The organism is Streptomyces diastaticus subsp. diastaticus, from assembly GCF_011170125.1.
Classification (GTDB): Bacteria; Actinomycetota; Actinomycetes; order Streptomycetales; family Streptomycetaceae; genus Streptomyces; species Streptomyces diastaticus.
Genome location: NZ_BLLN01000005.1, coordinates 812,943 through 831,131, shown reverse-complemented (window position 1 = coordinate 831,131; position 18,189 = coordinate 812,943). Strand labels below are relative to the sequence as shown.

The 18,189-nt window shown below is 73.3% G+C and carries 13 protein-coding genes; all 13 read left to right on the top strand.

All coding sequences use genetic code 11. From position 1 onward, the window contains the following. Positions 1-41 precede the first annotated feature (41 nt). The gene (locus Sdia_RS21170; protein WP_115069248.1) at positions 42-1,433 is read left to right on the top strand and encodes an OFA family MFS transporter; all 1,392 of its coding nucleotides are present in this window, start codon (positions 42-44) and stop codon (positions 1,431-1,433) included. After that, entirely contained in the window at positions 1,417-1,557 is a 141-nt protein-coding gene (locus Sdia_RS21165; RefSeq protein WP_164495022.1) for an MFS transporter small subunit, read from the top strand. Before Sdia_RS21170 ends, Sdia_RS21165 begins: the two co-directional genes overlap by 17 nt. 151 nt (positions 1,558-1,708) lie before the next feature. Beyond that, a complete protein-coding gene (locus tag Sdia_RS21160) occupies positions 1,709-2,659 on the top strand; it encodes a beta-ketoacyl-ACP synthase III (RefSeq protein WP_100453609.1) in 951 nt (316 codons plus the stop codon). Positions 2,660-2,987: 328 nt separating this feature from the next. Further along, positions 2,988-4,169, top strand: coding sequence for an ROK family transcriptional regulator (locus tag Sdia_RS21155; protein ID WP_189499867.1), 1,182 nt, complete (start codon positions 2,988-2,990; stop codon positions 4,167-4,169). A 402-nt stretch (positions 4,170-4,571) separates the two neighbouring features. Further along, positions 4,572-6,095, top strand: a complete 1,524-nt coding sequence (locus Sdia_RS21150; protein WP_100453611.1) for a sugar ABC transporter ATP-binding protein — start codon at positions 4,572-4,574, stop codon at positions 6,093-6,095. Further along, entirely contained in the window at positions 6,092-7,138 is a 1,047-nt protein-coding gene (locus tag Sdia_RS21145; RefSeq protein WP_100453612.1) for an ABC transporter permease, read from the top strand. Before Sdia_RS21150 ends, Sdia_RS21145 begins: the two co-directional genes overlap by 4 nt. A 201-nt stretch (positions 7,139-7,339) precedes the next feature. Further along, positions 7,340-8,386 carry a substrate-binding domain-containing protein gene (locus tag Sdia_RS21140; protein ID WP_100453613.1) on the top strand — a complete coding sequence of 349 codons (1,047 nt, stop codon included), beginning with the start codon at positions 7,340-7,342 and terminating at the stop codon, positions 8,384-8,386. A gap of 107 nt (positions 8,387-8,493) precedes the next feature. Further along, complete coding sequence (locus Sdia_RS21135) at positions 8,494-9,726, top strand: Gfo/Idh/MocA family protein (RefSeq protein ID WP_100453614.1); 1,233 nt, start codon at positions 8,494-8,496, stop codon at positions 9,724-9,726. Between the two features lies 1 nt (position 9,727). Then, positions 9,728-10,732, top strand: coding sequence for a sugar phosphate isomerase/epimerase family protein (locus Sdia_RS21130; protein WP_100453615.1), 1,005 nt, complete (start codon positions 9,728-9,730; stop codon positions 10,730-10,732). Positions 10,733-10,974: 242 nt separating this feature from the next. After that, entirely contained in the window at positions 10,975-14,700 is a 3,726-nt protein-coding gene (locus Sdia_RS21125) for a ThuA domain-containing protein (RefSeq protein ID WP_189499868.1), read from the top strand. Positions 14,701-15,090: 390 nt separating this feature from the next. Then, positions 15,091-16,308 carry an inositol-3-phosphate synthase gene (locus Sdia_RS21120; protein WP_189499869.1) on the top strand — a complete coding sequence of 406 codons (1,218 nt, stop codon included), beginning with the start codon at positions 15,091-15,093 and terminating at the stop codon, positions 16,306-16,308. After that, on the top strand, positions 16,305-17,261 hold the full coding sequence (locus tag Sdia_RS21115; RefSeq protein ID WP_100453617.1) for an SCO3242 family prenyltransferase: 957 nt from the start codon (positions 16,305-16,307) through the stop codon (positions 17,259-17,261). Before Sdia_RS21120 ends, Sdia_RS21115 begins: the two co-directional genes overlap by 4 nt. Further along, positions 17,258-18,148 carry a sugar phosphate isomerase/epimerase family protein gene (locus Sdia_RS21110; protein ID WP_115069249.1) on the top strand — a complete coding sequence of 297 codons (891 nt, stop codon included), beginning with the start codon at positions 17,258-17,260 and terminating at the stop codon, positions 18,146-18,148. Before Sdia_RS21115 ends, Sdia_RS21110 begins: the two co-directional genes overlap by 4 nt. The last annotated feature ends 41 nt before the right edge of the window (positions 18,149-18,189 follow it).

The following is an 18,189-nucleotide window of genomic DNA, read 5'->3' as shown; positions in this document are numbered from 1 at the left end:
CTCTTCCCAACGACCGCAAGCGGTTCCTAGGGTTCCGGATCATGACGACTCCCCCCGCCGCCGCTCGCCGCGGCCCGGTCGCGCCTCCAGGCTGGAGCCGGTGGCTGGTCCCGCCGGCCGCGCTCTCGATCCACCTCTCCATCGGCCAGGCGTACGCCTGGAGCGTCTTCAAACCGGCGCTGGAGTCGGGGCTCGGTCTCAGCGGCACCCAGAGCGCCCTCCCCTTCCAGCTCGCCATCGTGATGCTCGGCCTCTCCGCGGCCTTCGGCGGCACCCTCGTCGAGCGCAACGGTCCCCGCTGGGCCATGACCGTCTCGCTCGTCTGCTTCTCCTCCGGCTTCCTGATCTCCGCGCTGGGCGCCGCCACCTCGCAGTACTGGCTGATCGTCCTCGGATACGGCTTCGTCGGCGGCATCGGCCTGGGCATCGGATACATCTCGCCCGTCTCCACCCTGATGAAGTGGTTCCCCGACCGGCCCGGCATGGCCACCGGCATCGCCATCATGGGCTTCGGGGGCGGCGCCCTCATCGCCTCGCCCTGGTCGGCCGCGATGCTCGACACCTTCGGCCACGACACCCGGGGCATCGCCCTCGCCTTCCTCGTCCACGGCGTGGCCTACGCCGTCTTCATGGGGCTGGGCGTCCTGTTGATCCGCACGCCGGCCGCCCGGGCGGCGGACGAGGGGAGCGGCGAGGCCGCCCGGGCCCCCTCGGCCGGCCACGGCGTCTCGGCCCGCTCGGCCCTGCGCACCCCGCAGTTCTGGTGCCTGTGGGTGGTCCTGTGCATGAACGTCACCGCGGGCATCGGCATCCTGGAGAAGGCCGCGCCGATGATCTCCGACTTCTTCGCGGACACCGACACGCCCGTCTCGGTCGCGGCCGCCGCCGGGTTCGTGGCCCTGCTCTCCGCCGCCAACATGGCCGGGCGGATCGGCTGGTCGAGCACCTCCGACCTGATCGGCCGCAAGAACATCTACCGGGTCTACCTGGGCGTCGGCGCCCTGATGTACCTGCTCATCTCCCAGTTCGGGGACGCCTCCAAGCCGCTGTTCATCCTCTGCGCGCTGGTGCTGCTCTCCTTCTACGGCGGCGGCTTCGCCACCGTCCCCGCCTACCTGAAGGACCTCTTCGGCACCTATCAGGTCGGCGCCATCCACGGGCGCCTGCTCACCGCCTGGTCCACCGCCGGTGTCCTCGGCCCGCTCATCGTCAACCAGATCGCCGACCGCCAGGCCGCCGCCGGACACAGCGGGCCCGAGCTGTACGGGCTCTCCCTCACCGTGATGACCGGCCTGCTGGTCGTCGGTTTCCTCGCCAACGAGCTGGTCCGCCCGGTCCATCCCCGTCACCACGTCACCCCGCCCGGCTCGGCTCCCGCCGCCGTGCCGGAGCACGCCCCCAAGGAGGCCGCCGCCCATGACGACGCCCGCTGACATCCCGGCGGCACCGCCCCGGCGCCGCGCCCTGACCGTCCTCGCCTGGCTCTGGGTCGGGCTGCCGCTCGGCTGGGCCCTGTACGAGCTGGGAATCAAGGCCGCACAACTGTTCACCGGCTGACCCCCACGCGCGAACGCGGGCCGAAGCGGGTGGGTGATGTCTCCAAGGGTCGCCCCCGAATCCTGTGGCATCACCTGCCCCGCTACCCGTGAGTCGCTGACCAGACTGGAGGATCCGTTCGCCATCCGGACACAAGGGGGACCCCGCTCCAATGATCGGCACCCGCATCGCCGCCGTCGGCCACTACCAGCCCGCCCGGGTACTCACCAACGAGGAACTGGAGGAGATGGTCGACACCAGCGACGCGTGGATCCGCAGCCGGGTGGGCATCCGGACCCGGCGGATCGCCGGCCCCGACGAGCCGGTGGACGAACTGGCCGCGCACGCCGCCGCCAAGGCCCTGGCCTCGGCGGGGATCGAGCCGGCCGCCGTCGATCTGGTCGTGGTGGCCACCTCCACCGCCATCGACCGCTCCCCGAACACCGCCGCCCGCCTCGCCGCCCGGCTCGGCATGGCCTCCCCGGCCACCCTCGACCTCAACGTGGTCTGCGCCGGGTTCACCCACGCCCTGGCCACCGCCGACCACGCGGTACGGGCCGGCTCGGCCGAGCGCGCCGTGGTCGTCGGGGCCGACAAGATGTCGCAGGTCGCCGACTGGAGCGACCGAGGCACCTGCGTCCTGGTCGGGGACGGGGCGGGCGCCGCCGTCGTCACCGCCGACCGGGCGGGCGGCGACGGCGCGGGCATCGGCCCGGTCCTGTGGGGTTCGGTCCCCGGCCTCGGCCACGCCGTCCGTATCGAGGGCACCCCGCCCCGGTTCGCCCAGGAGGGCCAGAGCGTCTACCGCTGGGCGACCACCACCCTCCCGCCGATCGCCCGCAAGGTCTGCGAACGCGCCGGGATCGGCCCCGAGGAGCTGGCCGCCGTCGTCCTCCACCAGGCCAACCTGCGCATCATCGAACCGGTCGCCGCCAAGCTCGGCGCGGTCAACGCCGTCGTCGCGCGGGACGTCGTGGAGTCCGGCAACACCTCCGCGGCCTCCATCCCGCTCGCCCTCTCCAAACTGGTCGAACGCGGCGAGATCAGCACCGGCGACCCCGTCCTCCTCTTCGGTTTCGGCGGCAACCTCTCGTACGCGGGCCAGGTCGTGCGCTGCCCGTGACCGGTGGCCGGCCGCCGCACACCCGGTTCCCCGTGATTCCTCTCGCGACCCCGTTCACCTGGGAGGACGGGCGGGAGGACGGACGTGAGGCCGGGCGCGGGGAGCCGGTGCCGCCGGAGAGCGGGCTTCCCGGCTTTGTCCTGTGAATGGAAAAAGTCGGGGGTAATTCCCGCTCAACTTCTTCCCACGCCCGGCAGGCACTGCTACGTTCCCCTCGAAAGCGCGAGCGGTGAGCCCGGCGCACCCCCGGCGGGGCGTCCGCGGCACCACCGTTCGCAGAGGTTTCCCCGCACCGGCAGGCATGGGGGAGGAGGGGCGCGTGAGACGCATGACCGCACGACCGGCCAACGCACACCAGGCGCGCCTGCTGCGGCTGCTCCGCGACGGCGGCGCCCACTCCCGCGCCCAGCTCGGCGAGGAGGTCGACCTCTCCCGCTCCAAACTCGCCGTCGAGGTCGACCGGTTGCTGGAGACCGGTCTCGTCGTCGCCGACGGCCTCGCCGCCTCCCGCGGCGGACGCCGCTCGCACAACATCCGCCTCGCCCCCCACCTGCGCTTCCTCGGCGTCGACATCGGCGCCACCTCGGTCGACGCGGCCGTCACCAACGCCGAGCTGGAGGTGCTCGGCCACATCACCCAGCCGATGGACGTCCGCGAGGGGCCGGTCGCCGTCTTCGAGCAGGTCCTCGACATGGCCGAGAAGCTCAAGGCCTCCGGCCTCGCCGAGGGTTTCGACGGCGCGGGCATCGGTGTGCCGGGCCCCGTCCGCTTCCCCGAGGGCGTCCCGGTCGCCCCGCCGATCATGCCCGGCTGGGACGGCTTCCCGGTCCGTGAGGCGCTCAGCCAGGAACTGGGCTGCCCCGTCATGGTCGACAACGACGTGAACCTCATGGCCATGGGGGAGCAGCACGCCGGAGTCGCCCGCACCGCCCGGGACTTCCTCTGCGTCAAGATCGGCACCGGCATCGGCTGCGGGATCGTGGTCGGCTCCACCGTCTACCGCGGCACCACCGGCAGCGCCGGCGACATCGGCCACATCCAGGTCGAGCCGGACGGCCTGCCCTGCGCCTGCGGCAACCAGGGCTGCCTGGAGGCCCACTTCAGCGGCTCCGCGCTGGCCCGCGACGCCGAACAGGTGGCGCGGGAGGGCCGCTCGGCCGAACTGGCGGCCCGGCTGGCGGCCGCCGGACGGCTCAGCGCCGCCGACGTGGCCGCCGCCGCCTCCGGCGGTGACACCGCCGCCCTCGAACTCATCCGCCGCGGCGGCCGTCACACCGGCCAGGTCATCGCCGGCCTCGTCTCCTTCTTCAACCCCGGGCTCGTGGTGATCGGCGGCGGGGTGACCGGCCTCGGCCACAACCTGCTCGCCGCCATCCGCACCCAGGTGTACCGCCAGTCGCTGCCGCTCGCGACCGGCAACCTGCCCATCGTCCTGGGCGAGTTGGGGCCCGCCGCCGGAGTCATCGGCGGCGCCCGGCTCATCAGCGACCACCTGTTCTCGCCGGCCTGACAGGGCCGGCGCGCACCACCCCGCCCGGCCCGCCGGACGGACGCACCACCCGCACCACCGCAAGGGCGCACCACCGCAAGGCGCACCATCCGCCCCGGCCGATCCGCGCCGGGCGCGGACCGCACCCCGGCCGTACCCAGGCACGACCGCACCACGCACCACCGAGCCGCACACCCGCGCCCGTCAAGGGGGCGCACGCACGGGACCGCCGTGCCCGCGCCCGCCCCCGTACGCAGCAGCACCCGTACCCGCAGCAGCCCGGCCCCTGACCCGTCCGTACCACCGGCACCGTCAGCACCCGCACCCGCAGCAACTCCGCACCGCCCACGCGGCATCACCGCGCCGTCGGCGCGCGGTCCGCCCTGCCCGCTCACCGGCCGTCATCCGCCGAGGGGAACCGCCATGGCACCAGAACCGCCCCTGCTCACCATGTCCGGCATCGCCAAGTCCTTCCCGGGCGTCCGCGCCCTCGACGGGGTGGACCTGGAGGTCGCCGCCGGTGAGGTCCACTGCCTGCTCGGCCAGAACGGCGCCGGGAAGTCCACACTCATCAAGGTGCTCGCCGGAGCCCACCAGCCCGACGAGGGCACCATCACCTGGCGGGGCGAGCCGGTCACCCTCAGGTCGCCCATCGCCGCGATGCGCCTGGGCATCGCCACCATCTACCAGGAACTCGACCTGGTGGAGGGACTCAGCGTCGCCGAGAACGTCTACCTCGGCCACGAACCGACCAGTGCCGGATTCGTCGTGAAGGGCGCTGTCGCCCGCGAGCGCGCGGGCGCCCTGCTGCGGCGTCTCGGTCACCCCGAGATCGACGCCGCCACCCTCGTCGGCGACCTCTCCGCCGCACACCAGCAGATCGTCTCGATGGCCCGGGCCCTCTCCCACGACGTACGGCTGATCGTCATGGACGAGCCCTCCGCCGCCCTCGACCCCGACGAGGTCGCCAACCTCTTCCGGATCGTCTCCTCGCTCACCGCCGAGGGCGTCGCCATCGTCTACATCTCCCACCGGCTGGAGGAGATCCGGCAGATCGGCGACCGGGTCACCGTCCTGAAGGACGGCCGCGCCGTCGCCCGGTCCCTGCCGGCGGACGACACCCCGACCCGTGACATCGTTTCCCTGATGACGGGCCGCACCGTCGAGTACGTCTTCCCGCCGCGGCCCGGACAGCCCGCCGTGGCCGGCACCGCACCGGTGCTGACGGTGGAGAACCTCTCCCGGACCGGCGAGTTCGAGCCGCTCGACCTCCAGGTGCGCCCCGGCGAGATCGTCGGCCTCGCCGGACTCGTCGGCTCCGGGCGTTCGGAGATCCTGGAGACCGTCTACGGCGCCCGCAAACCCGCCACCGGCCGCGTCGCCGTCGACGGCACCTGGCTGCGCACCGGCAGCGTCCGCGCCGCCGTCCGGGCCGGCGTCGGGCTCGCCCCCGAGGAACGCAAGGCCCAGGGACTGCTCATGCTGGAGTCGGTCACCCGCAACGTCTCCGTCTCCGCCCTCTCCCGGTTCTCCCGGGGCGGCTGGGTCGACCGGGGCCGCGAACGCGCCGACGCCCGCGCGGCCACCCGCGAACTCTCGCTGCGCCCCGACAACCCGGAGACCCCGGTCCGCACCCTCTCCGGCGGCAACCAGCAGAAGGCGGTCCTCGCCCGCTGGCTGCTGCGCGGCTGCCGGGTGCTGCTGCTGGACGAACCGACCCGGGGCGTCGACGTGGGCGCCCGCGCCGAGCTGTACGCGGTGATCCGCCGGCTCGCCGACGACGGCCTCGCCGTCCTCCTCGTCTCCAGCGAGGTCCCCGAAGTGCTGGGCCTCGCCGACCGTGTCCTGGTGCTCCGCGAGGGGCGGGTCGTCCACGAGGCGCCCGCGACGGAACTCGACGAACACCGCGTACTGGATCTAGTGATGGAAGGGACTCCGACGACATGACGCAGCCTGCCCCCTCGGCTCAGCAGGGCGGGCCCGGTGCCGGCCCGCCGCTCGAACTCGGCAAGGACGACCCCGGCCCCGCCGCCCCGGGCGGAACGCGGTTCTTCCGCCCGGACCTGCGCACCCTCGCACTGCTCGGGGTGCTCGCCGCCCTGATCCTGGTCGGCGGCATCACCCGCCCCGACGAGTTCCTCGCCACCACCAACCTCCAGCTGGTGCTGGTGCAGTCCTCGGTGATCGGTGTGGTCACCGTCGGCATGACCTTCGTGATCATGTCCGGCGGAATCGACCTGTCGGTGGGCGCCATCGTCGCCCTCGCCTCGGTCTGGGCGACCACCGTCGCCACCCAGGACTTCGGCTTCGCCGGCATCCTCCTCACCGCCGTCCTGGTCGGCCTCGGCTGCGGCCTGGTCAACGGCGTGCTCATCGCCTACGGCCAGATGGTGCCGTTCATCGCGACGCTCGCCATGATGGTCTCGGCGCGCGGTCTCGCCCTGCTGATCACCGACGGCAACACCCAGATCGTCACCGTCGAGTCGGTGCTCGATCTCGGTTCCCGCAGCTCCTACGTCCTCGGGATCCCGCCCCTGGTGATGGTCTTCGCCCTGGTCACCGTCGTCGGCTGGCTGGTGCTCAACCGCACCACCTTCGGTCGCCGCACCGTCGCCGTCGGCGGCAACGCGGAGGCCGCCCGGCTCGCCGGGATCGACGTCCGCCGCCAGCGCCTCTACCTCTACCTGCTCTCCGGGCTGTGCTGCGGCATCGCCGCCTTCCTGCTGGTGGTCCTCTCCGGTTCCGGCCAGAACACCAACGGCAACCTCTACGAACTCGACGCCATCGCCGCCGCGATCATCGGTGGCACCCTGCTCACCGGCGGGCGCGGCACCGTCGTCGGCTCCGTCCTCGGCGTCCTGATCTTCACCACGATCACCAACATCTTCGCGCTCAACAACCTCCAGAGCGACGTCCAGCAGATCGCCAAGGGCGCCATCATCGTCGTCGCCGTGCTGGTCCAGCGCCGCTCCGCACAGCACACCACCTAGGGGCGTCCGGCCGATCCGCACGCGCGCCCGGGCTCTCGACTCCGTCCGAGCAGGAAACGCCCCGCCCGAGGGCCTTCGTCCGCGCACCGGGAGCACGCCCCCCACCGCGGACGCGCCGCAGGATCCTCCGGACCCCCGGCACCCCACAGCCCCCGTCAGCCGAGCCCCGCCCACGAGCCGCACCCCGAAAGGGCCACCACCATGCCAGAGATCCCCAGCCGCAGAGGACTGCTCCTCGGTTCCGCCGCCCTCGGCGCCGGCGCCTTCCTCACCGCCTGCACCAGCAACGAGCCGAAGGAGTCCTCCGCCGGCTCGACGGACAACCAGGCGGCCGCCGCCGACGACAAGCCCGGCAAGAAGGTCACCATCGGCTTCGCCGGGCCCCAGGCCGACCACGGCTGGCTCAACGCCATCAACGTCAACGCGCGTGAGCGCGCCGAGAAGTACTCCGACGTCACCCTCGACATCACCGAGGGTTCCAACGACACCGCCGCCCAGATCGGCCAGATCGACACGCTGATCAACAAGAAGGTCGACGTCCTCGTCATCCTGCCCGCCGACGGCAAGGCGATGACCCAGGCCGGGCTGAAGGCGATGCGCGCCGGGATACCCGTCGTCAACCTCGACCGGGTCTTCGCCAGCCCGCAGGCGTACCGCTGCTGGGTCGGCGGCGACAACTACGGGATGGGGCTCAACGCCGGTCACTACATCGGCGAACTCCTCAAGGACAAGAAGAACGCCAAGGTCGTCGAGCTCTCCGGCCCCGACAACCTGGAGCTGACCAAGCAGCGCACCCAGGGCTTCGACGACGCCCTGAAGAACTACCCGAACATCAAGAAGGTCGCACGCCAGCAGGCCGAGTTCACCGTGGAGACCGGGCAGGCCAAGATGGCCCAGATCCTCCAGGCCCAGAAGAGCTTCGACGCCATGTGGAACCACGACGACGACCAGGGCGTGGGCGCGCTGCGCGCCATCGACCAGGCCGGCCGCGACGACTTCGTGATGGTCGGCGGAGCCGGGGCGCTCTCCGCCATGGAGGCCATCCAGGCCGACAACAGCGTCCTGAAGGCCACCGTGCTCTACCCGCCGACCATGTCGGCCTCCGCCATCGACCTGGCCCGAGCCCTCGGCCAGGGCAAGGGCGTCAGCGGCCTGGCCGAGCACGAGATCCCCACCTCGCTGACGCTCTACTCGGCCGTCGTCACCAAGGACAACGTCAAGGAATACCTGCCGACCGGCTTCAAGTAGGCCGGGGGCACCGCGTACCCGAGGGCGGCCCCGGACCGCACGCCGGGCCCCCGTGGCACGCGTCACGGGGGCCGGGGCCGCCCCATTCCCAGGAGGAGGAAGACTGCATGCGAGAGACGGAGCAGGAGGCGGCCGCAGGCCGCCCGGCCCCGCCCGGGACCCCGCGTCTCGGTGTGGGCATGGTCGGTTACGCGTTCATGGGCGCGGCCCACTCCCAGGGCTGGCGGACCGCCGGACGCGTCTTCGACCTGCCGCTCCAGCCGCAGCTGGCCGCGGTCTGCGGCCGTGACCCCGAGGCGGTGCGCACGGCCGCGGCCAAGCTCGGCTGGGACGCCGCCGAGACCGACTGGCGGGCGCTGATCGCCCGCGATGACGTCCAGTTGGTCGACATCTGCACCCCCGGCGACAGCCACGCCGAGATCGCGGTCGCCGCGCTGGAGGCGGGCAAGCACGTGCTGTGCGAGAAGCCGCTCGCCAACACCGTCGAGGAGGCGGAGGCGATGGTGGCCGCGGCCGAGCGGGCCGCCGCCCGCGGCCAGGTCGCCATGGTCGGCTTCAACTACCGGCGCGTCCCCGCCGCCGCCTACGCCCGCTCGCTGGTCGCCGAGGGCCGCCTGGGCCGGCTGCGCCACGTGCGGGTGCGCTACCTCCAGGACTGGCTGGTCGACCCGGCGTTCCCGCTGACCTGGCGGCTGCGCAAGGAGAGCGCGGGCTCCGGCGCGCTCGGCGACCTCGGCGCGCACGCCGTCGACCTCGCGCAGTACCTCACGGGCGAGGCCGTCGCCGGGGTGTCCGCGCTCACCGAGACCTTCGTCAAGGAGCGGCCGCTGCTCGCCGGTTCCTCCTCCGGTCTGCGCGGCGCGGGCGCGACAAAGACCGGGCCCGTCACCGTGGACGACGCGGCGGTCTTCACCGCCCGGTTCGCCTCCGGCGCGCTCGGCACCTTCGAGGCGACCCGGTTCGCCACCGGCCGCAAGAACTCCCTCCAGGTCGAGCTGAACGGCGAACTCGGCTCACTCGCCTTCGACCTGGAACGGCTCAACGAGCTGTCCTTCCACGACCAGAGCGAGCCCGCCGCCACCAGCGGCTTCCGCCGCATCCTGGTGACCGAGCCGGACCACCCGTACCTGGAGGGCTGGTGGCCGCCGGGCCACGGGCTCGGCTACGACCACACCTTCGTCCACCAGGCCCGCGACCTGGTGCACGCGGTCGCCGCCGGCACCAGCCCCGCCCCCTCGTTTGCCGACGGGCTCCGCGTCCAGCGGGTGCTGGCGGCGGTCGAGGAGAGTGCCGCGAAGAACGCCGTCTACACCCCCGTAACGGACCAGGAGGCGACCTGACATGCCGCGCGAATTCACCCTCTTCACCGGGCAGTGGGCAGACCTCCCCCTGGAGGAGGTCTGCCGGCTGGCCCGCGACTTCGGTTACGACGGGCTGGAACTTGCCTGCTGGGGGGACCACTTCGAGGTCGACAAGGCGCTGGCCGACCCGGCCTACGTCGCCGGGCGGCACCAGTTGCTCGACAAGTACGGGCTGAAGTGCCGGGCCATCTCCTACCACCTGGTCGGCCAGGCGGTCTGCGACGCCGTCATCGACGAGCGGCACCGGAACATCCTGCCCGCCCGCATCTGGGGCGACGGCGAGCCCGAAGGGGTCCGGCAGCGGGCCGCCGCCGAGATCAAGGACGCCGCCCGGGCCGCGGCCGCCTTCGGCGTCGACACCGTCATCGGCTTCACCGGCTCGGCCATCTGGCACCTGGTCGCGATGTTCCCGCCAGTTCCCGAGGGCATGATCGACCGCGGCTACCAGGACTTCGCCGACCGCTGGAACCCGATCCTCGACGTCTTCGACGCCGAGGGCGTCCGCTTCGCCCACGAGGTCCACCCGGGCGAGATCGCCTACGACTACTGGACCACCCACCGGGCCCTGGAGGCGGTCGGTCACCGGCCCGCCTTCGGGCTCAACTTCGACCCGAGCCACTTCGTCTGGCAGGACCTCGACCCGGTCGGCTTCCTGTGGGACTTCCGTGACCGGATCTACCACGTGGACTGCAAGGAGGCCCGCAAGCGCCTCGACGGGCGCAACGGACGGCTCGGCTCCCATCTGCCGTGGGGCGACCCGCGGCGCGGCTGGGACTTCGTCTCGGCCGGCCATGGCGACGTGCCCTGGGAGGACGTCTTCCGGATGCTCCGCTCGATCGGCTACCAGGGGCCCGTCTCGGTGGAGTGGGAGGACGCCGGGATGGACCGGCTGACCGGCGCGCCCGAGGCGCTGGCCACCCTGCGCAAGCTCGACTGGGACCCGCCCAAGGCATCCTTCGACGCGGCCTTCGGCGGTCGCGACTGACCCCCGCCTGAGGCGGAAGGGCTCCGAGGACCGGCCCGGCGGCAGCGCCGACGGGCCGGTCAGGGCTGCCCGCCCACCCCTTTGTCCTGTGCCGGGAGAAAGTTCAACTTCCCTGCTGTGCAAGGGGTTTCCGGCGGGAACAAAGGTCGCTACGGTCCAGAGCGAGACCAGTACGGCTCTCCGGGGTGACGGCGCACCCCGGCAGCACCCCCACCCGCACGACGTCTTCCCGGAGGAACTCCGTGCACAGGAAACGTCCAAGACTCCGCCAGGCGGTGGCGCTCCTCACCGGCGCCCTCCTCACCAGCGCCTCACTGGGCCTGGCCGCGCTCCCCGCGAGCGCCGCCGACCCGGAGGCGATCGGCAAGCCCGCCGCGGCCCCCACCTTCCAGCAGGTCACCCTCGCCAAGGGCGTGGAGGAGACCGGGGAGCCGATGACCATGGCCGTCCTGCCCGACGGCGGCGTCCTGCACACCGCCCGCGAGGGCGACCTGCGGCTCACCGACGCGGGCGGCACCACCAAGGTCGCCGGCACCCTCGACGTGTACAGCCACGACGAGGAGGGGCTCCAGGGAGTCGGGGTCGACCCCGGCTTCGAGGAGAACCGATTCATCTACCTGTACTACGCCCCGAAGCTCGACACCCCCTCCGGCGACGCCCCCGAGAACGGCACCGCCGCCGACTTCGAGCCGTACGACGGCGTCAACCGCCTCTCGCGGTTCGTCCTGAACGAGGACGGCACCCTCGACCAGGACAGCGAGAAGAAGATCCTCGACGTCCCCGCCTCACGCGGCATGTGCTGCCACGTCGGCGGTGACATCGCCTTCGACGCGGACGGCAACCTCTACCTGTCGACCGGCGACGACACCAACCCCTTCGCCTCCGACGGCTTCACCCCCATCGACGAGCGCGAGGACCGCAACCCGGCCTTCGACGCCCGCCGCAGCTCCGGCAACACCAACGACCTGCGCGGCAAGATCCTCCGCGTCAAGGTCAAGGACGACGGCTCGTACGACATCCCCGAGGGCAACCTCTTCGCCCCCGGCACCGAGAAGACCCGTCCCGAGATCTACGCGATGGGCTTCCGCAACCCGTTCCGGATGAGCGTCGACCAGGCCACCGGCATCGTCTACGTCGGCGACTACGGCCCCGACGCCGGCTCCGCCGACCCGGACCGCGGTCCCGCCGGACAGGTCGAGTTCGCCCGCGTCACCGAGGCCGGCAACTTCGGCTGGCCGTACTGCACCGGTGACAACGAGCCGTTCAACGACTACGACTTCGCGACCAAGACCTCCGGCGAGCCCTTCGACTGCGACGCGCCGAAGAACACCTCCCGGCACAACACCGGCCTCACCGACCTGCCGCCGGCCCAGGCCGCCTGGATCCCCTACGACGGCGACAGCGTCCCGGAGTTCGGCAACGGCTCCGAGTCGCCGATGGGCGGCCCGGTCTACCGCTACGACGCCTCCCTCGACTCGCCGGTGAAGTTCCCCGAGGAGTTCGACGGGAACTTCTTCGCCGGGGAGTTCGGCCGCCAGTGGATCAAGCGGATCGAGCAGGGCGAGGACGGCACCGTCGAGGCCATCCACGACTTCCCGTGGTCCGGCACCCAGGTCATGGACATGGAGTTCGGTCCGGACGGCGCCCTGTACGTCCTCGACTACGGCACCGGCTACTTCGGCGGCGACGCCAACTCGGCCGTCTACCGCATCGAGAACGCCACCGACGGCTACGCTCCGGTCGCCGTGGCCAAGGCCGACAAGACCTCGGGCCAGAGCCCGCTGGAGGTCGCCTTCTCCTCCGAGGGCACCGAGGACGCCGACGGCGACCCGCTCACCTACAGCTGGGACTTCGGCGACGGAGCCACCAGCGACGAGGAGAACCCCACCCACGCCTACGAGGAGAACGGCGTCTACTCCGCGACGCTGACCGCCACCGACCCGGCCGGCCTCAAGGGCACCGCCTCGGTCCATGTCACCGTCGGCAACACCGCGCCGACCGTCACCCTCCAGCAGCCGAAGGACGGCACGCTGTTCAAGTTCGGTGACACCGTCTCCTTCAAGGTCGAGGTCACCGACCCCGAGGACGAGGAGATCGACTGCTCCAAGGTCACCGTCCGCTACATCCTCGGCCACGACAACCACGGCCACCCCATCACCTCGGCAGAGGGCTGCGAGGGCACCCTCAACGTGCCCGCCGACGGCGAGCACGATCCCAACGCCAACATCTTCGGCGTGATCGACGCCTCCTACACCGACACCGGCGCGGGCGGCCAGCCCGCGCTCAGCGGTTCCGACCAGATCACGCTCCAGCCCCGCCACCGGCAGGCCGAGCACTACGGCGACTTCGAGGGCGTGGCCCCGCAGAACAAGTCCACCGCCCACGGCGGCAAGACCGTCGGCGACATCCACGACGGCGACTGGATCTCCTTCAAGCCGTACAACCTCACCGGCGCCGACAAGTTCACCGCCCGCATCTCCTCCGGCGGCAGCGGCGGCACCCTGGAGGTCCGCAGCGGGTCGCCCACCGGCACCCTGCACGGCACCGCCACCGTCCCGGTCACCGGCGGCTGGGAGACCTTCGAGGACGTCGAGACCGCGCTGACCGACATCGGCCCGGACACCACCGAACTCTTCCTCGTCTTCAAGGGCGAGGGCGACGGCGCCCTCTACGACGTGGACGACTTCGTCATCGACGGCGCCGCCCCGGCGGCCGCCGACAAGAAGCTCCTGGTCTTCTCCAAGACCGCCGGCTTCCGCCACGACTCCATCCCGGCCGGCATCGAGGCTCTGAAGGAGATCGGCGCGGAGAACGGCATCGAGGTCGACGCCACCGAGGACGCCGGCCGGTTCACCCCGGAGAAGCTCGCCGAGTACGACGCCGTCACCTTCCTCTCCACCACCGGCGACGTCCTCGACGGCGACCAGCAGAAGGCGTTCGAGGAGTACGTCGCGGACGGCGGCGGCTACGTCGGCGTCCACGCGGCCGCCGACACCGAGTACGAGTGGGAGTTCTACGGCGGCCTGGTCGGCGCCTACTTCGACTCCCACCCGCACATCCAGGAAGCCACCGTCCAGGTCGAGGACCACGACCACCCCGCCACCGCGCACCTCGGCGAGACCTGGGAGCGCACCGACGAGTGGTACAACTACGGCACCAACCCCCGTGAGCAGGCCCGCGTCCTCGCCACCCTGGACGAGTCCAGCTACGAGGGCGGCACCATGGACGGTGACCACCCCATCGCCTGGTGCCAGACCTACGAGGGCGGCCGCTCCTTCTACACCGGCGGCGGCCACACCGTCGAGTCCTTCGCCGAGGCCGGCTTCCGCGCCCACCTGGCCGGCGGCCTGACGTACGCCACCGGCCTGGCCGACGCCGACTGCTCCCCCAAGGGCGGCGGCGAGGAGGAGGACGGCTACGAGCCGGTCTTCGACGGCAAGACCCTCGACGGCTGGAAACAGGCGGGCCCCGGCGAGTTCACCGTCGACAACGGTGAGCTGACCACCACCGGCGGCATGGGCCTGCTCTGGTACGAGGCCAAGGAGCTGTCCTCCTACTCCCTGAAGCTCGACTGGAAGATGAGGGGCGACGACAACTCCGGTGTCTTCGTGGGCTTCCCGGCCTCCGAAGACCCCTGGTCGGCCGTGGACAACGGCTACGAGGTGCAGATCGACGCCACCGACGAACCCGACCGCACCACCGGCGCGGTCTACACCTTCCAGTCCGCCGACATCGAGGCCCGTGACAAGGCCCTCAACCCGCCGGGGGAGTGGAACAGCTACGAGATCAAGGTCCAGGGCGAACGCCTCCAGGTGTTCCTCAACGGAGTCGAGATCAACGACTTCACCAACGAGGACCCGGCCCGCTCCCTGACCGACGGGTACATCGGCCTCCAGAACCACGGGGACGACGACCACGTCACCTTCCGCGACATCCGGCTGAAGGAACTGCCCGCCCAGGGCGACTGAGCGACGGCGGGCGGCGGACGCCGGACCTCCGCCCGCCGTCTCACCCGCCTTCCGGCACCCCACCCACCCGCGGGGACGGGCGGCCCCCGCCTCCCGTCCCCCGACCGGGGCCCGGGTACCACGACGGGACCGGGGCCGGGCAGCACGCCGGCCCCGGCCCCGCACCCGCCGCCCCCTCCGGTTCCGCTCCCGGTTCCGGTAGTGCCCCGGGCCCCGAAGGCCCGGCCGACCCCGGGACCCGCGGGCCCCGCGCCCCGCGCGCGCCCGTCGGACCCGCGCCACACCCGCGCGCGCCCGGCGGCGACCGGGCGGCAGACGGCCGCCTTGTCCCGGCGCCGCGCGCACCGACCCATCGGATCACTGCTGTTCGCTGGTAACAGGAGGCTGCCTGTGTCCACCGAGTCGTTCCCCACCGACACCCCCGCTCCCCGCACCGCTCCCGGCACCGACCGGCGCGCCGCCGGCTCCTCGGCGTCCGAGCCCCGGACCGGTGTCTGGCTGATCGGCGCCAGAGGCTCCGTCGCCACCACCGCCGTCGCCGGCTGTGCCGCCGTGGTCGCCGGGCTGCATCCGCCGACCGGCCTCGCCACCGAGACCCGCCCCTTCTCCCAGGCCGGCCTCGTACCGCTCTCCTCCCTCGTCTTCGGCGGCCACGACACCGCCGACTGCCCGCTCCCCAAGCGTGCCGAGGCGCTCGCCGAGGGAGGTGTCCTGCCGCACGGCATGCCCACCGCGGTCCGCGCCGAACTGGAGGCCGCCGACCGCGCCGTCCGCCCCGGCGGCCCGCAGCCCGGTGACCCGCGGTCCACCGAGGAGCTGGTCGACGCCTTCGCCGCCGACCTCACCGCCTTCCGCGCGGAGCACGGCCTCGCCCGCGTCGTCGTGGTCAACGTCGCCTCCACCGAGCCCGCCCCAACCGACGGCGTGCTCCCCGCCAGCTCCCTCTACGCCGCCGCCGCCCTGCGCGCCGGCTGCCCGTACGCCAACTTCACGCCCTCCACCGGCATCCAGCACCCCGCCCTCGCCGAGCGGGCGCGGGCGTCCGGGCTGCCGTACGCCGGGCGGGACGGCAAGACCGGGCAGACCCTGCTGCGCTCCGTGCTCGGCCCGATGTTCCGCGACCGGGCGCTCGCGGTACGCGCCTGGTCCGGCGCCAACCTGCTCGGCGGCGGCGACGGGGCGGCACTGGCCGACCCGGCCGCGGCCGCCGCCAAGAACGCCGGAAAGGAACGCGTCCTCGCCGACACCCTGCCCGCCGTCCCCGAGGGCGAGGTGCACATCGACGACGTACCGGCCCTCGGCGACTGGAAGACCGCCTGGGACCACATCGCCTTCGACGGTTTCCTCGGCACCCGCATGGTTCTCCAGACCACCTGGCAGGGGTGCGACTCGGCCCTCGCCGCGCCCCTCGTCCTCGACCTGGCCCGGCTCCTGGCCCGCGCCCACGAGGCCGGGATCAGCGGCCCCCTCGGCGAACTGGCCTTCTACTTCAAGGACCCCGACCCGGTACGCGGTCCGAAGGACGGCGCCACCGCGGCGCCGGCCGGACTCGCCGAGCAGTACCAGCTCCTCCTCGGCTTCGCCCGACGACTGGGGGCCGCCGCGTGACACACTCCCGCACCCCGGGCGGCCGCCTCGCCGCCTGGGCCGAACTCCTGCGTGTGTCCGCCGCGTTCAGCGTGCCCGGCGACGCCCTCGCCGGAGCCGCCGCCTCCGGTGCCCGGCCCGGCCCGCGCACCCTGCTCGCCGCCGGCTCCTCGCTCTGCCTCTACGAGGCGGGGATGGTGCTCAACGACTGGGCCGACCGCGCCGAGGACCGCGCCGAGCGCCCGCACCGCCCGCTGCCCTCGGGCCGGATCAGCCCCGCCGCAGCGCTCACCGCGGCCACCGGGCTGACCGCCGCCGGGCTCGGCCTGGCCGCGGCCGCCGGACGCCCCGCCCTCACCACGGCCTCGGCCCTGGCCGCCACCGTCTGGCTCTACGACCTGAAACTCGCCGGCACGGTGGCGGGCCCGGCCGGGATGGCCGCCGCCCGCACCCTCGACGTGCTCCTCGGCGCCACCGCCACCGCCCGCACCGGCGCCGCGGCCCGCACCGCGCTGCCCGCCGCGGCCCTGCTCGGCGCGCACACCTACGCCGTGACATCGGTGTCACGCCACGAAACCCGCGGCGGCTCCACCCGCGCCCCGCTCGGCGCCCTCGTCACCACCGCGGCCACCGCCGCCACCGTGGCCGGGCTGCGACGCGGGGCACCCACCCGACTCCCGGCGGACCGGCGGGAAGCAGCCGCCCCCGGTCCGCCGGGTCCACGCCGGGCCAGGGCCGCCGCCCGGGTCGGTCTCGCCGGCCTGTACGGCGCCACGGCCGCCGTGCCCTACCTGCACGCCGCGCTCAACCCCTCGCCACCGCTCACCCAGCGGGCCGTCGGCGGCGGCATCCGCGCCATGATCCCCCTCCAGGCGGCGCTGTCCGCCCGCGCCGGAGCCCTCGGCGGGGCGCTCGCCACCGTCGCCCTGGTGCCGCTGGCCCGCCTCGCCGCGAGGAAGGTGAGCGCCACATGACCCCGGTACCCGCCCCCCTCCGTCTCGGCTACGGCACCAACGGCCTCACCGACCTGCGCCTCGACGACGCCCTCGCCCTCCTCGCCGACCTCGGCTACGACGGCGTGGGACTGACCCTCGACCACATGCACCACGACCCGCTCGCCCCCGGCCTCGCCGCCCGCACCGCCCGCATCGCCGGGCGCCTCGCGGAACTGGGCCTCGCGGTGACCGTCGAGACCGGTGCCCGCTACGTCCTGGACCCCCGCGAGAAGCACGGCCCCGGCCTGCTCGATGCCGACCCGGACCGGCGGGCCCGTCGCACCGGCCTGCTCGCCACCGCCGCCCAGGTCGCCGCCGACCTGGGCGCCCACGCCCTGCACTGCTTCACCGGTTCCGCGCCGCCCGGCACCACCGCCGAGGAGGGCTGGGCCGCGCTGCCCGACGCCCTCGCCCCCGTCCTGGAGGCGTCCCGGACCACCGGTGTCCCCCTGGCCCTGGAACCCGAACCGGGCCACCTGGTCGCCACTCTGGCCGACTTCCACCGCCTGCGCACCCTCCTCGGCGACCCCGCCGAACTGGGCCTCACGCTGGACATCGGCCACTGCCAGTGCCTGGAGCCCGAGCCGCCCGCCGCCTGCGTCCGCGCGGCCGCGCCCTGGCTGCGGCACGTCCAGATCGAGGACATGCGGCGCGGCGTCCACGAACATCTGCCGTTCGGCGAGGGGGAGATCGACTTCCCGCCGGTCCTCGCCGCGCTCGCCGCCACCGCCTACCAGGGGCTCACCGTCGTCGAACTGCCCCGCCACTCGCACGCCGGGCCCGCGCAGGCCGCGCACGCCCTGCCGTTCCTGCGGCGCGCGGCCCGCGCGGCCGGCGCCGCCCTCACCCCGGCCGGGCCCGCATGAGGCGGCCCGCACCCCGCCCCACGCCGCGACAGGAGGACCCC

What these genes read in the sequence shown, in the direction of transcription:
- Sdia_RS21135 (WP_100453614.1), top strand. Translation starts at nt 8,494, where the DNA reads ATGCGAGAGACGGAGCAGGAGGCGGCCGCAGGCCGCCCGGCCCCGCCC.
- Sdia_RS21145 (WP_100453612.1), top strand. Translation starts at nt 6,092, where the DNA reads ATGACGCAGCCTGCCCCCTCGGCTCAGCAGGGCGGGCCCGGTGCCGGC.
- Sdia_RS21165 (WP_164495022.1), top strand. Translation starts at nt 1,417, where the DNA reads ATGACGACGCCCGCTGACATCCCGGCGGCACCGCCCCGGCGCCGCGCC.
- Sdia_RS21150 (WP_100453611.1), top strand. Translation starts at nt 4,572, where the DNA reads ATGGCACCAGAACCGCCCCTGCTCACCATGTCCGGCATCGCCAAGTCC.
- Sdia_RS21160 (WP_100453609.1), top strand. Translation starts at nt 1,709, where the DNA reads ATGATCGGCACCCGCATCGCCGCCGTCGGCCACTACCAGCCCGCCCGG.
- Sdia_RS21170 (WP_115069248.1), top strand. Translation starts at nt 42, where the DNA reads ATGACGACTCCCCCCGCCGCCGCTCGCCGCGGCCCGGTCGCGCCTCCA.
- Sdia_RS21155 (WP_189499867.1), top strand. Translation starts at nt 2,988, where the DNA reads ATGACCGCACGACCGGCCAACGCACACCAGGCGCGCCTGCTGCGGCTG.
- Sdia_RS21130 (WP_100453615.1), top strand. Translation starts at nt 9,728, where the DNA reads ATGCCGCGCGAATTCACCCTCTTCACCGGGCAGTGGGCAGACCTCCCC.
- Sdia_RS21110 (WP_115069249.1), top strand. Translation starts at nt 17,258, where the DNA reads ATGACCCCGGTACCCGCCCCCCTCCGTCTCGGCTACGGCACCAACGGC.
- Sdia_RS21140 (WP_100453613.1), top strand. Translation starts at nt 7,340, where the DNA reads ATGCCAGAGATCCCCAGCCGCAGAGGACTGCTCCTCGGTTCCGCCGCC.